This is a genomic window from Streptomyces sp. CB00455, from assembly GCF_001905445.1.
Lineage (GTDB): Bacteria > Actinomycetota > Actinomycetes > Streptomycetales > Streptomycetaceae > Streptomyces.
Genome location: NZ_LIVQ01000001.1, coordinates 737,493 through 750,719, shown reverse-complemented (window position 1 = coordinate 750,719; position 13,227 = coordinate 737,493). Strand labels below are relative to the sequence as shown.

At 75.5% G+C, this 13,227-nt stretch carries 14 protein-coding genes; 11 read left to right on the top strand and 3 right to left on the bottom strand.

The window, feature by feature from the left end:
* Window positions 1-306 precede the first annotated feature (306 nt).
* Both AMK16_RS03515 and AMK16_RS03510 read left to right on the top strand, forming a co-directional pair.
* Window positions 307-1,497, top strand: coding sequence for a sensor histidine kinase (locus AMK16_RS03515; protein WP_073908380.1), 1,191 nt, complete (start codon window positions 307-309; stop codon window positions 1,495-1,497).
* Complete coding sequence (locus tag AMK16_RS03510; protein WP_073908378.1) at window positions 1,494-2,210, top strand: response regulator; 717 nt, start codon at window positions 1,494-1,496, stop codon at window positions 2,208-2,210. The genes AMK16_RS03515 and AMK16_RS03510 overlap by 4 nt, the downstream gene beginning before the upstream one ends.
* 40 nt (window positions 2,211-2,250) lie before the next feature.
* Here the strand turns inward: AMK16_RS03510 and AMK16_RS03505 are convergent, their stop codons facing one another.
* A complete protein-coding gene (locus AMK16_RS03505; RefSeq protein WP_073908377.1) occupies window positions 2,251-2,703 on the bottom strand; it encodes a DoxX family protein in 453 nt (150 codons plus the stop codon).
* 507 nt (window positions 2,704-3,210) lie between these two features.
* On the opposite strand from AMK16_RS03505, the gene AMK16_RS03500 reads away from it, so the two are divergent.
* The 5 genes from AMK16_RS03500 to AMK16_RS03475 all read left to right on the top strand — a co-directional run bounded on the left by AMK16_RS03500 (window position 3,211) and on the right by AMK16_RS03475 (window position 8,221).
* Window positions 3,211-3,618, top strand: a complete 408-nt coding sequence (locus tag AMK16_RS03500; RefSeq protein ID WP_073908375.1) for a hypothetical protein — start codon at window positions 3,211-3,213, stop codon at window positions 3,616-3,618.
* 317 nt (window positions 3,619-3,935) lie between these two features.
* Window positions 3,936-4,889, top strand: a complete 954-nt coding sequence (locus AMK16_RS03495; RefSeq protein WP_073908374.1) for a tellurite resistance/C4-dicarboxylate transporter family protein — start codon at window positions 3,936-3,938, stop codon at window positions 4,887-4,889.
* A gap of 70 nt (window positions 4,890-4,959) precedes the next feature.
* On the top strand, window positions 4,960-5,394 hold the full coding sequence (locus AMK16_RS03490) for a VOC family protein (protein WP_073908372.1): 435 nt from the start codon (window positions 4,960-4,962) through the stop codon (window positions 5,392-5,394).
* Between the two features lie 94 nt (window positions 5,395-5,488).
* A complete protein-coding gene (locus tag AMK16_RS37005) occupies window positions 5,489-7,864 on the top strand; it encodes a phosphatase domain-containing protein (protein WP_242438550.1) in 2,376 nt (791 codons plus the stop codon).
* A gap of 3 nt (window positions 7,865-7,867) precedes the next feature.
* On the top strand, window positions 7,868-8,221 hold the full coding sequence (locus tag AMK16_RS03475) for an NTP pyrophosphohydrolase (RefSeq protein WP_073908371.1): 354 nt from the start codon (window positions 7,868-7,870) through the stop codon (window positions 8,219-8,221).
* Window positions 8,222-8,231: 10 nt separating this feature from the next.
* On the opposite strand, the gene AMK16_RS03470 is transcribed toward AMK16_RS03475, so the two are convergent.
* Window positions 8,232-8,825: an SH3 domain-containing protein gene (locus AMK16_RS03470; protein WP_073908370.1), complete on the bottom strand. Its 594-nt coding sequence runs from the start codon at window positions 8,823-8,825 to the stop codon at window positions 8,232-8,234.
* A 346-nt stretch (window positions 8,826-9,171) separates the two neighbouring features.
* Here AMK16_RS03470 and AMK16_RS03465 point away from each other — a divergent pair, with 346 nt between their 5' ends.
* Together AMK16_RS03465 and AMK16_RS03460 are read left to right on the top strand one after the other, a co-directional pair.
* Window positions 9,172-9,546 carry a YbjQ family protein gene (locus AMK16_RS03465; RefSeq protein WP_073908368.1) on the top strand — a complete coding sequence of 125 codons (375 nt, stop codon included), beginning with the start codon at window positions 9,172-9,174 and terminating at the stop codon, window positions 9,544-9,546.
* 371 nt (window positions 9,547-9,917) lie between these two features.
* Entirely contained in the window at window positions 9,918-10,544 is a 627-nt protein-coding gene (locus AMK16_RS03460; protein ID WP_073908367.1) for a class I SAM-dependent methyltransferase, read from the top strand.
* Window positions 10,545-11,027: 483 nt separating this feature from the next.
* Here the strand turns inward: AMK16_RS03460 and AMK16_RS03455 are convergent, their stop codons facing one another.
* The gene (locus AMK16_RS03455; RefSeq protein ID WP_073908365.1) at window positions 11,028-11,219 is read right to left on the bottom strand and encodes a hypothetical protein; all 192 of its coding nucleotides are present in this window, start codon (window positions 11,217-11,219) and stop codon (window positions 11,028-11,030) included.
* A gap of 602 nt (window positions 11,220-11,821) precedes the next feature.
* Here AMK16_RS03455 and AMK16_RS03450 point away from each other — a divergent pair.
* Both AMK16_RS03450 and AMK16_RS37000 read left to right on the top strand, forming a co-directional pair.
* Window positions 11,822-12,286, top strand: a complete 465-nt coding sequence (locus AMK16_RS03450; protein WP_073908364.1) for an LAETG motif-containing sortase-dependent surface protein — start codon at window positions 11,822-11,824, stop codon at window positions 12,284-12,286.
* A 7-nt stretch (window positions 12,287-12,293) separates the two neighbouring features.
* The gene (locus AMK16_RS37000; protein ID WP_242438549.1) at window positions 12,294-13,058 is read left to right on the top strand and encodes a SigE family RNA polymerase sigma factor; all 765 of its coding nucleotides are present in this window, start codon (window positions 12,294-12,296) and stop codon (window positions 13,056-13,058) included.
* Window positions 13,059-13,227 lie beyond the last annotated feature (169 nt).

The window sequence follows — 13,227 nt, the reverse complement described above, 5'->3', positions numbered from 1 at the left end:
CGCGGTCCTGCTGGCCCCCGCCGGCCCCAGCAGTGCGGTGACGGCGCCGCGCCCGGCCGTGAAGGACAGCCGTCGCCGGTCGCCGGCCACCGCGGCCCCGTGCAGCTCGGTGAGTCCCCGACCTCGCTCGTGCCCGGCCTGCCCGGAGGGCTACGCGGGGTACATCGGTCCAGTGGCGGCATCGCGGGGGGCGTACCGGTCAGGGGGGCGTACCGGCCCGGGGGCGTACCGGCCCGGTGACACCGCCCCCGGGGCGTACATCCGGGGGCCGATGTCCGCACCCGGCCCGCTCGCTACGGTCACGGCATGGACAACTCACCACCCCCGACGCACGGTCCGTCACCGTCGGCGAGGACACCCCTCGCGGCCTGGGGCGGCGGCGCCCTCTACCTCGTGGTGGCCCTGCTGCTGATCGGAGGGGTGCCGTACGCCGGCGGCCCGCTCATGGCGGCCGTGCTGCTGCTCGGCGCGAGCCTGCTCGCCGGGCTGCTGCGCCACCGCCCCCTGACAGCCCTGGCGGCGGCCCTCCTCGGCGCGACGCTCGTGGCGGCGGCCACCCACGACCACAGCCCCGGCCGCCTCCTGGTCTTCCTCGCGTCCGACCTCATCCTCGGCTTCATCGTCGCCACACGGCCCCGCCGGGACGCCGTGACCGCCGGAGCCGTCGTGTTCTGCGTGGAACTGCCGGCCGTTCCGCTCCTGGCGTCCGGCCCCTACGACATGATGAGCTCCGGCCTGATCTCGCTGCTGGCGCTGCTCACCTCCGCCATGGCGGGCCAGCTGTTCAAGGAGCGCCGCGAGCACGCGGGGAAACTGCGCGCCCAGGAGGTGTCCGAAGCCGTCACCGCCGAACGGCTGCGGATAGCGAGGGAGTTGCACGACATGGTCGCCCACAGCGTCGGCGTGATCGCCATCCAGGCCGGGGTGGGCAGCCGGGTCATCGAGACACAGCCCGCGGAAGCCCGCACAGCCCTGCGCGCCATCGAGGCCACCAGCCGCGAGACCCTGTCCGGCCTGCGCCGCACGCTGGTCGCCCTGCGCCGGTCCGAGCCAGGCGAGGGCCGTGTGCAGCCGCCGCCGGGACCCGCCCCCGGGCTCGCCGACCTCGACGGGCTCGTCGCGACCACGGCGGCCGCCGGTGTCCGCGTCGACGTACGCACAGAAGGCCGGGAACGCCGGCTCCCGCCGGACATCGACCTCTCGGCCTACCGCATCGTCCAGGAAGCGCTGACCAACGTGGTCCGCCACGCGGCGACCGGGCACTGCCGGGTGACGATCGGCTACGGGGTCGGGGAACTGACCGTGGAGATCGCCGACGAGGGCCGCGGGACTCCCGCCGGCCCGGGGGACACGGGCTTCGGCATCACCGGCATGCGCGAGCGCGTCGGGCTGCTGCACGGCCGGCTCAGCGCCGGACCGCGTCCCGGCGGCGGCTTCCTGGTCGAAGCGGTGCTCCCGCTCCCCGTCCCCGCGGACGCCGCGGAGCCGGGCCGATGACCACCGGCCCCGACCGGGCGATCCGCGTCCTGCTCGTCGACGACCAGCCGCTGGTGCGCTCCGGGCTGCGGGTCCTCACGGCCGATACGCCCGACCTGCACGTCGTCGGCGAGGCCGGGACGGGCGCGGAAGCGGTCCGCCTCGCCGGGGAACTGCGCCCGGACGTCGTGGTGATGGACATCCGCATGCCCGGTATGGACGGCATCGAGGCCACCCGTCTGATCACCGGACAGAACGGGGCGGTGCGCGTCCTCGTCCTGACCACGTTCGACGAGGACGACCACGTCTACGGGGCCCTGCGCGCCGGCGCGAGCGGGTTCGCGGTCAAGGACATGGCCCTGGAGGACATCCTCGCGGCGATCCGCGTGGTGGCCGCGGGGGACGCGCTCATCGCGCCGGGGGTGACCCGCCGCCTGATCGCCGACATCGTGCGCGGCCCGTGGCCGGGCTCAGGTCCTGCCCCCGGCCCGGGGGCCGCGGCGGCGGACGACGGCGCCCGGCCGCCGGGCGCGGGGATCACCGAGCGCGAGCGGGAGGTCCTCACCCTGGTGGGGCGGGGCCGGTCGAACACGGAGATAGCCGAAGAGCTCTACATCTCGGCGGCCACGGCCAAGTCGCACGTGGCGCGCCTGTTCAGCAAGCTAGGCGCCCGCGACCGGGTCCACCTGGTGATCACGGCCTACGAGATGGGCCTGGTCGCGCCGCCCCGCTGAGGCGGCGCGACCAGCGGGGCGGCCGGGGCGGGGACTCCCGCTACGCCGCTGCGGCCTGCGGGCCGCGTTCGTCCCGGTGGCCTCGTCCGGAGGCGCGCGAGGCGACGAGGCCGTCCACCGCGAGCGCACCCGGGCCGGTGAACCCCAGCAGGAGGAAGGCCCAGCAGAACATCGCCGCTCCTTCGCCGCCGTTCTGCAGGGGCCACAGGGCGCCCGGCTGGTGGACGGTGAAGTACGCGTACGCCATCGAGCCCGAGGCGACGAAGGCCGCCGGCCGGGTACCGGCGCCCAGGAGGACCAGGGCGCCGGCGACCAGCTGGATGGCGGCGGCGTACCAGCCGGGCCAGGTACCCGCGGCGATGGTGCCACCGCCGCGCGCGCCGCCGAGGACGCCGAAGAGGGAAGCCGCGCCGTGCGAGGCGAACAGCAGGGCGGTGACGATGCGGAACAGGGCGACGGCGTAGCGCTGGTGGCGGTCGAGACCTGAGGCCATGGGGGCTCCTTCGGCGGGGAAGCTTTCCGACGTCGTACCGAGGCGGTGGAGGAGGAGCCGGGTGCGGTGGGCGGCGTGGGGCGGCACACGGCGAGCCCGTGATCGGATCGGCCTGACCTGGCTGGCGGGCCCGACTTCCGGCCCCCGCCGGGGCGGTGCGGCGCAGGACGGCGTACGGCCGGTCCATCGCCGACGCGTGCTGCGCGAGGACCCCGGCCCACGGCCGCGCAGCCCGACGCTACCCGCCACCCTTGCCCCGACCCGGACGGCGCGCAAGCGGTTCCCCTCCACGGCGCAAGCATCCACCCGGCCCCCGCCCCGCCCCGGGGGGACGCCCCCGACGGCCCCGAACCCCCGGGGCGGGGCGGGACGGGCGGCGGCGCCGTGCACGGGCCGGTGCGGGTGCCGTCCGGGCAGGGGCAGGGGCAGGGGCGGGGCAGGGGCGGGGGCCGGGGCCGCCCGCCGACTCGCCGCGGCGGCGGTGGGGACGGAGGATGGGTTGTTGTGATGACGGTGCTGGTGGTGGGCGTGCCGGAGGGCGAAGAGCTGGAGCGGCTGCGGTCGCGGATCCAGAGCAGCCCGCACTTCCGGGTCATCTCCCACGCCAACGGGCAGGCCGTCGCCCTGGCGCACGCACGCGCCCTGCTGCCCGACATCACGGTCCTCGCCCTGCCCGACGGCCTGGACAGCCTCGACGGCGACCCGGACGTCCTCGGCGTCTTCCAGGGGGTCCGCGCCCTGGACCCGCCGAGCGGAGTGGTCCTGCACGCTGCCTCCGACGCCCACCGGGCCCTGTCGGGTCTGGAGGTCGACGGCGCCGTCCACATCGTTCGCGACGGGGACACCGGCGGCCTGATGCACGCCCTACGGGCGATCGGCCTCCGCCGCGAGAGCTGCGACCCGGACGCACCGTAGGCGGCGTCTCCCGCCACCACACCCCCACCAGCCCCTGCCGGGCCAGGACGACACCCACCCACCCGGCTGCGGGACCGCCACCACGCGGTGCCCGCGGCGGCCCGCAGCCCCGTGCCCGGCCGCGGCCGGCGCGGACCGGCGCCGCCGAGTGGGGTTCCGACGTGAGGCGGGGAGGGGCCCCGAGCGAACGCAGCCGGAGGGTCGGCCGGCCCGGTGGGACCGTCCTCAGGGTGGGGCCGCGGCCCGGTGGGAGCGCCGGAGCCCGGGAGGTGGCCGGTCCGGTGGCGGGGTGTTGCGCCGTGGGGTCCGCTGGAGAGGTGAGGCCACATTCCGGGTGCGGCTGGTGGGCCGGGCTCACCCCCGCGGCCGGCGCCGCCGTCATGGCCGCCGGCATCATCTCCGCCGGCCTGCACCTGACCGGCCGCGCCGTTGCCTCCCTGGTGTTCCTCGTCGTCGCCGCGGCGCTGTGGCTGGTGCTCGCCGCCGACTTCGCGATCCGCCTGCTGGGCGACCGCGGCCGCTTCCGCGCCGAGGCCGACACCCCGGCCGCCCTGACCGCCGTCGCGGCCAGCACCGTGCTCGGGACCCGGCTCTCCATGCTCGGATGGCAGCGTGCGGCCGCCGCCCTGCTGGTGCTGTCCGCCGCGCTCTGGCCCTGGCTGCTGCTGGGCGTCCTACGGCGCTGGGGGCGCCGGATGCCGGGGGTGGCGTTCCTCGTCTGCGTGGCCACCCAAGGGCTCGCCGTGCTCGCGGCCGTCCTCGCCGCCTCCGCCCACCGGGACTGGCTGGCCCGGTCCGCGCTGGCGGCCTTCTGCCTCGGGCTGCTGCTCTACGTCGCCGCCCTGCGCCATTTCGACCTCCGCGAGGTCGTGGGCGGCGCCGGCGACCACTGGGTGGCCGGCGGGGCGCTCTCCATCTCCGCGCTGGCCGGCGCCAAGCTCACCGCCTCGCCCGTCTGGACCGGCGCGGCGCACACCGCGCTGCGGACTCTCACCCTGGCCGCGCTCGCCCTTTCCCTCGTCTGGTACGCCGTCCTCCTCGGCGCCGAACTGCGCCATCCCCGGCCGCACTACGACGTCCGCCGCTGGGCCACCGTCTTCCCGCTCGGCATGACGGCCACCGCCTGCCTCTCCGCCGCCGGGCCGACCGGGGTGGCCTGGCTGCGCCCGGCGGGCGAGGTGTTGCTCTGGGTCGCGGTGGCCGCCTGCCTGCTGACCTGCGCCGCCTTCCTGACCACCCGCCGGGCGGCTGCGGTGACGGGCTCCCGCTGACCGCGGCCCGCCGCGGCGCAGCCGACGGCATGCGCTGGCGGCCGACCGGTCTCCTCAGTAAGGTCCCGGCATGGCATACACCTTCCAGGTCACCATCGACTGCGCCGACCCCCACCCGCTCGCCGACTGGTGGGCGGACGCCCTCGGCTGGGAAGTGGAGGCCCAGGACGAGGAGTTCATCCGCGGCCTGATCGCGGCGGGCCAGGCGAGCGAGTCCGACACCACCACCCACCGCGGCGGCCTCGTGTGGAAGGTCGGCGGCGCGATCCGCCACCCCCAGGGCTTGGAGCGCGCGCCCCGCATCCTGTTCCAGCTCGTGCCCGAGCCCAAGACGGTCAAGAACCGCGTCCACCTGGACGTGCGCACCGGATCCGACGACCCGAAGGACGTCGTCGAGCGGCTGATGGCCAAGGGCGCCACCTTCCTCCACGAGAAGCGGCAGGGCCCCTTCGCCTGGACCACCCTCGCCGACCCCGAGGGCAACGAGCTCTGCATCACCCACTGATCCGGCCACGACAACGCTCCCGACCAGCCGAAATCAGGTACCGCGCGGCACCTCCCACAGGCGAGAATGAGCCATCTCGAACCGGGAGGACCCCATGAGCCAGGACCACCTGACTCTGCACGACCTGCTGCCCGCACAGGCGCTGGCGGACTCGATCGACGCCGGGTACGTGACCCGCAAGACGCACCCCGAACTGCCACTGTCCCTCTACACGTACACGAGGACGGCCCAGTACGAGCGCGTGTGGAACCGGGTCACCACGCGCTGCCGCGGCCTCGTCGCCGACGACACCACCGGCGCGGTCGTCGCGCTGCCGCTGCCGAAGTTCTTCAACGTCGGCGAGCACGAGACGGGCCAGCCCTACGCCCCCGCCCTGCCCGACGAGCCGTTCGAGGTCTACGACAAGGTCGACGGCAGCCTCGCGGTGGTCTTCCACTACGCGGACCGCTGGCGGGTCGCCTCCAAGGGGTCCTTCACCAGCGCCCAGGCGACCTGGGCGCAGCGCCTCCTCGACTCCAGGGACACCACGGCCCTGCGCCCCGGCACCACGTACCTCGCCGAGATCCTCTACCCGCAGAACCGCATCGTCGTCGACTACGGAAACCGCCGGGACCTGGTCCTCCTCGCCGCCTTCGGGCCGGACGGCACGGAGGTCCCACTGGCGGAGGCCGCGCCCCACTGGGAGGGCATCGGAGCCGTCGTCACCGTGTGGCCCGCCATGCCCCTGGACGAGCTGATCGCGCTGACCGAGTCCAACACCCTGCCCGGCGGCGCCCCGGCGACCGGCACCGAGGCCGAAGGCTTCGTCCTGCGCTTCGCCTCCGGCGTGCGCGCCAAGGCCAAGCTGTCCGAGTACGTACGGCTCCACAAGGTGCTCACCGGGGTCACCGAGCGGGACATCTGGCGCGCCCACGGCATCCAGCGGTTCGCGGGGCTGCCCGCCAAGCAGGTCGCCCAGGGCCTGAATTGTTCGGTCGCCGACCTCGGCGCCTCGGGAGGGAAGCCGCTCGACGCGCTGCTGGAGCAGGTGCCCGACGAGTTCGACACCTGGGTGCGCGAAGTGATCGCCCGGCTGGAAAGCACGGCCGAGCGTCACGAGCGGGCCGTCGACGAGGCGTACGCGGGCCTCGCCCCGCTGGCCGCCGACCGGGGAGCCTTCGCCCGGGCCGTCAGGGAACTGGCCGATCCGGGGATCCGCCCGGCGATGTTCCTGCGGCTCGACGGCAGGTCGACCGAACTCACCACCTGGCGCCACGTGCGTCCGCAGACGGCCGACCCGTACACCACCGACGAGGAGAACTGGGCAGTGTCAGAAGAAGTGTCCGTGCGCGAGCCCGAGCGGCTCGCGCACGAGCCCGAGTCCGCGCCGAAGTCCACGCCGGCTCCCGTGCCCGTGGCCGCTCCCGCACCGGCCTCCGAGGCGGCGCCGGAGCCCGTGCCCGCGCCGGGGCCGGCCCCCGTGCCCTTGCCGGCGGCGGCCTCTGCGCGTGAACCCGCGCCGCAGACCGGGCCGGAGACCGTCCCCGACGAGCCCCGGCTGCCCGTCGTGCACGTCATGACGGGGCTGCCGGCCTCCGGCAAGACGACAGCCGCGCGCGCCCTCCAGGCGCGCTCGGGCGGCCGGATGCGCCGCGTCAACCTCGACGACCTGCGCAGCATGCTCGACCTGCCCGACCCCGAGCGGGGCCGTTCCCACGCGCACGAGCAGACCGTCCTCGCCGTGCAGGACGCGGCGGTCCGCGCGGCCGTGGACGGCGGTTTCGACGTGGTCGTCGACAACACCCACCTGACGCAGCACATCCCGAAGCGGCTGAAGGCGGCCGTCGGCGGGCTCGCCACCTTCGTCGTGCACGACTTCACGGACGTCCCGCTGGAGGAGTGCGTGCGCCGGGACGCCGCCCGCGAGCGCCAGGTCGGCGAGGAGGTCATCCGCGTCCTGGCGGAGAAGCACCGCAAAGCCCGCAAGGGCGGCTGGCGGCTCACCGCGCAGTGGCTGAACGGCGGTTCCGCCGGGGCGGCCGTACCGCCCGTGACCGCGTACGTCCCCGATCCGGCGCTGCCCACCGCGGTGATGTGCGACATCGACGGCACGCTGGCACTGACCGGCGACCGGGGGCCGTACGACTTCTCGCGCTGCGAACTCGACCTGCTCAACGAGTCGGTCAAGCACGCGCTGGACGCCTTCCGGCGCGCCGGCGGGGACACGATCGTGCTGCTGTCGGGCCGCAGCGAGGAGCACCGCCCGCAGACCGAGTCCTGGCTGCGGCGGCACGAGGTGCCGTACGACGAGCTGTGGATGCGCGCGGCCGGCGACACACGCCGCGACGACGTGGTGAAGGCGGAGCTGTTCGACGCACACGTACGCCACCGGTACGCGGTCCGGATCTCGCTCGACGACCGGGACCGGGTGGTGGCGGTCTGGCGCCGCATGGGCCTGCCCACCTGGCAGGTCAACTACGGGGACTTCTAGACCGTGGCCGGCGTACTGATCGTGGACGGTGCCAACGTCGTCGGCTCGGTCCCGGACGGCTGGTGGCGGGACCGGCGCGGGGCGGCCGAGCGGCTGCGGGACCTGCTGGCGGCGCGGGACGGCGACGAGGAGGAGGTCATCCTGGTCGTCGAAGGCGCCGCCCGGGGCATCAGGTCCGTGCCCGGGGTACGGGTGGATCCGGCGCCCGGGAGCGGGGACGACCGGATCGTGGAGCTGGCCGCCGCCCACGCGGGACGCGGCTGCGTCGTGGTCACGGCCGACCGGGAACTGCGTGAACGGGTCCGGGCATACGGCGCGCGGTGCGTGGGGCCGCGTGCCGTACGCCCGGACCTGTGACCGCCCGGGGTCAGCTGCAGTACTTCACCGGGCTGAGGTTTTCGACGTAGCGGGCGGAGACCCAGCGGTCCTGGCCGTAGGCCTTGCGCTTCTTGGCGGGGCCGGCGGCCGTCTCGCGGCCCGTCTCGCGGCCGGTGTCGCTGCCCCAGTCGTCGTTCTCGTCGATGCGCCCGTCGTTGTCACGGCCGTTGTCGTCACGGCCGTTGTTGTCACGCCCGTCGTCGTCGCGGCCGTTGTCGTCACGGCCGTTGTTGTCACGCCCGTCGTCGTCGCGGCCGTTGTTCTCACGCCCGTCGTCGTCGCGGCCGTCGTTGTCCCCGTTCTCGTTCTTGTCCTGCAGGCGGTACCAGAGACGGTTGCCGTCGACCGCCTCGCCGCGCGTCTTGCAGTCGATCTCGATCCTGCTGTGCGGGGCGATCTGGCCGAGGATCTGCGAGCGGGTGGTCGGCTTGCTGCGGATCTTCAGCGGGTTGTGCGAGATGACCTTGCCGGTGGCGTGCTTCCGCGCGTAGTCGTCGTCCGCGACCGCGTTCCCCGCCCCGACCAGACCGAGCACCAGGCTTCCGGCGGTGAGAGCGAGGATGGTCCTGGTGGGCTTCAGCATGAGCCGGCTCCTCTACGAAGACATCCACCCGGCCGCGGCGCGCGGCACGGGGCGACGACCAGGCGGTCGCCACGGACGACTATGGCGAAGGCGGGGCATTTCGCCCTGGTGGCTCACCGTCTTTTAGCCCGATATGCCCAATCGACCCCCCGCCGGATGGCGGTGCGCCCGCGCTCCCCGGGTGGCGGGGTAGCGGAGTTCATGGCACAGGGGCTCCGGACGGGCGGGGTCCGTCGGCAGGGCCCGTCGGCAGGGCCCGTCGGTGACGGCGCTCCGCCTGCCGTGGAGGAACGGTCACGGCCGCCCTCCGGATGCGGGTGGCCGCGGGGCGGGTGAGAGTGGGGCCATGGGTATCGATGACTACGGCGGCGGTCCCGGCGCGCACCAGACCGGCGTCCTCGTCGTGACGACCAACGACGTCCCCGGCCACCGCGTGGAGCGGGTCATCGGAGAGGTTTTCGGTCTCACCGTGCGCTCGCGCCACCTCGGCAGCCAGATCGGCGCGGGACTCAAGTCGATGATCGGCGGAGAGCTGAAGGGCCTCACCAAGACCCTGGTGGAGACCCGCAACCAGGCCATGGACCGGCTCATCGAACAGGCGAAGGCGCGGGGCGCGAACGCGGTCCTGATGATGCGCTTCGATGTCACCGAGGCCGCCGACATCGGGACCGAGGTGTGCGCGTACGGGACGGCCGTCGTCCTGGGGCCCGCCTCCGACTGACGTCACGCTCATCTGACGTCACGCTCCAACTGGCGTCCCGCCTGCGGCCACTAGGCCGGGTCGTCCGGTCCTGCCCGTGCATCCGCCCGTGGACCGTGGATGCGTCACGATCCGCCCGATCTCCGGTCCGACCGCGTACTGACCAGCCGGCGGCCCCGTAAGTCCAGGACGGCGCACCGCTGTGTCCATGGGCCTGCCCGGCCCCAGGTCCGCAAGCACTCGCCGTCGGCTGCCGCCCGCCCCTGAGGAGCGTTGTCCTCCCCGGCACGGCGGTGCTTTTCGCCGTCCCGGGTACGCCCCGGCCGCCGGGCGGGCATGCTGCGCTACAGGGTGGTGGACGCCCGGCGGTTTCCAGGAGTTGAGGGGTCCCGATGAGTGGTCGAAAGTCCGCGGCAGAGGTGTTCGACGCGCTGGGGGAGCGCTACGAGGACGTGTTCGGGCGGGTACCCGGCCAGCTGGCCGCCCTCCAATGGCTCACGGAGCGGCTGCCGCGCGGGGCCCGGGTGCTGGACGTGGGCAGCGGCACCGGCCGGCCCACCGCCGAGGCGCTCGTACGGGCCGGCTGCGCCGTCACCGGTATCGACGTCTCGGCCGCCATGGTCGAACTCGCCCGCGCCAGGGTGCCGCAGGCGCGTTTCGAACAGGCCGACGTGCGCACCTATGCCCCTGGGAGCGCCGGGTTCGACGCCGTGTGCGCCTTCTTCCCGCTGCTCGTGATGGACCAGCCGGAGGTCGCGGAGGCGCTGGACCGCATGGCGTCGTGGGTGGCCCCCGGCGGCTACTTCGTGATGGCGACCGTCCCCGGCGACATCCGTGGCCTCGACATCGAGTGGATGGGCCACGAGGTCACCGTCAGCAGCCTGTCCACCGAGGACCACCTCGCCCGGCTCGCGGACGCCGGTCTGGAGGTGCTGCACCACCACACCGCGCTCTTCCGGCCGGGGGACGCCCTCGCCGTCCCCGAGGAGCACCTCTTCTGCTACGCGCGGCGGCCGTAGGGCGGCTCGCCAGCCGGCCCTCGCACCGACAGCCGGGCCCGGAACCGTAGGGCGCCACGCCCCCGCGGCGGCCGAACAGCCGACTGGAGTACACAGGATGCTCGCCCCCGCCCCGCCGGGCGACCCCGGCGACCGGCAGGTCGGTGCGGGGGCCGGCAGAACCGTCGCCCGGCTCGGTCCGATCCCCGGGACACACTCCTTGGCCTCTCTCCCGGAACTGCGCCGCACCGCGCACCCCAGCCGACGCAGCGGCATCGTGAGCCGGGCCGCGTACCCGGCCACCGTGACCGGCAGCAGTGCGCCCCGCGCCAGGGTCTCCACGCCGGCGCCCCCGTGCCCGGACACCCCGGCGCGGGCGCGGCGCAGCGCCACCCGGCAGCCCGTGCGCGGCGGCCGGCGGCCTCGACCTCCGGCAGCGGTCTGCCCGCCGGGCGGCCCTGACGTCCCCGTGCCCGGACACCCCGGCGCGGGCGCGGCGCAGCGTCACCCGGCAGCCCGGGCACGGCGGTCGGCCGCCTCGGCCTCCCGCAGCGGGCCGCCGTGCCGGGCGGCCCTGGCGGTTCCGTCCACCACGTGCTGCATCCCGGCCGTCCCGCTCGGCGGCGCCAGCGGCCCGTCCGGGGTCACGCAGCCGAGGACGGTGTACGCCTCCACGGCGGCGCTCGCGAAGTCCACGAAGCACTCGTCCCAGCCGGTTCGCCGGCCGGGCCGTAGGGGTGCTCCACCCGCCCCGGCACGCGCGGGCGCGGACACCCGGTGGGCCGGGCGGCCGCCCTGGCGGACGCAGCCCCGGCCGCGCGGCGACCACGGTGACGTGGTGTTCGAACCCGCGCGGCCCCACGAGGGGCAGTTCGCCCTGCTGCATCCCCACGCCAAGGCAGGCCAGGCCGAGCCGGCGGTAGTCGGCGGCGGGGGAGAGGTACGCCGTCCAGCTGCGCTGCGGGGGCGTCGCCCTCTGCGGATGGTGATCCACGAGGGCCGCCGCCATCGAGGGGCCGCCGCTCCCCGCACGGCGCGGGCCGGGGGCGTCCACCCGTCCACCGGAGCCCGGGGAGGGCGCCGCCCGTCCCGCGCGCCGTCCTGCGCGAACCTTCTTCTGCCGTGGGGCCGGTGATCGGGCCGCACGGGCCCCGGCGGGTGGGCCGTCGCGCCCGGCCCCGGCGTCGTCGCCCGAAAAGTTTTCCGGCAACGGCGGCAACCTCCGCGGGGGTCGCGCGTCGTGCGGGGGTGAGGGGCGCAGTCCGGCGCCCCCGTCCCGACCGTGGAGAACCACCGTGATGAACCTGAAGCGCGCCCCCCGCACCGTCCGCCGGGCTGCCGTCGCCGCGGCCGCCGCCGGGGTGGCCGTCGCTCTGGCCGGCCCCGCCTGCGCCGCGTACGCGGCCCCGGCGGTCCCGGCCGCCGCCACTCCCAGCGCGGCCCCCGCACCGGCGACGCCCGCCGTACCCTCCGCGTCCCCCTCCCTGCCCTCTGCCACGTCCCCGTCCGCGGCGCCCTCCGCGGTGCCCTCCGCGTCTCCGTCCCGGCCCTCCTCCGAGACGCCCTCGGCCTCCCCGTCCGTCGCGTCCCCCGGGTCTCCCGGCGCGGCCCCCGGCCCGGCGGCGCCCGCTGCGCCCGGCGGTTCCGAGCTCGCGCATACTGGCTCCTCCGCCACCACCACCGCCCTCGCGGCCGGGGCCGCCGGTCTGATCGTCGTCGGCGCCGGAGCCCTGTACACCGTGCGGCGCCGCGCCAACGGCTGAGGAACCCGTGCTCCACGTCCTACCGACCGCCGGCCCCGCCATGCCCGTGCCCGACCGGGTGTGGCGGGGCCTGTGGTCGTTCCTGCGCCGCGACCGTGCCACCCGGCCGGCCTCCCCGCGCCGCTTCGGGGACCCGTACGCCTCCGATCACGGTCTTGATCACAGCTTCAATCACGGCTTCGGTCACGGCCCTCACCTCGACCTCGACCCCGACCGCGCCCGGGACCACCGCCGTGCCCCCGCACACGGGCCCGCCGGCGGCGGCTTCGGCCACGCCCACCACCAGCCGCCGACCGTCACCGCGCTCTATCACGCCCACCGCCTGCGGATGGTCCGGCTGGCAGTGCTGCTCGTCGACGACCTCGCCACCGCCGAGGACGTGGTACAGGACGCCTTCACCGCCCTGTACCGCCGTCACGGGGAGCACATCACCGAGGTGGACAACGCGCTGGGCTACCTGCGCACCGCCGTCGTCAACACCTCACGCTCCGTGCTGCGCCGCCGGCGCACCGCCCGGGCCTGGACCCCGCCGGGGGAGGCCGACGAACCGTCCGCCGAGGACCACGTGGTCCTCGACGAGGCGCACCGCGAGGTGCTCGCCGCTCTCGGCCGGCTGACGCCGCGCCGGCGGCAGGTGCTGGTCCTGCGGTACTGGGGCGACCTCACCGAGGCGGAGATCGCGACCACCCTGGGGATCAGCCGGGGATCCGTGAAGTCGAACGCGAGCCGTGGCCTGGACGCCCTGGAACGGATCCTGGAGGGACGGATATGACGCGCACGGCCCAGGAGGGCGAACGCCCCGTCGAGCGCCGGCTGCGGCGGGCCCTCGACGCACGCGCGGCCGGGATCACCGTCCGGGAGCTGCGCCCCGCCGATCCGCCGGCCGCGCACGCACGGCGGCTCTTCCCGATGCGGTGGCGGTCGCGGCTGCGGGTTTTCGG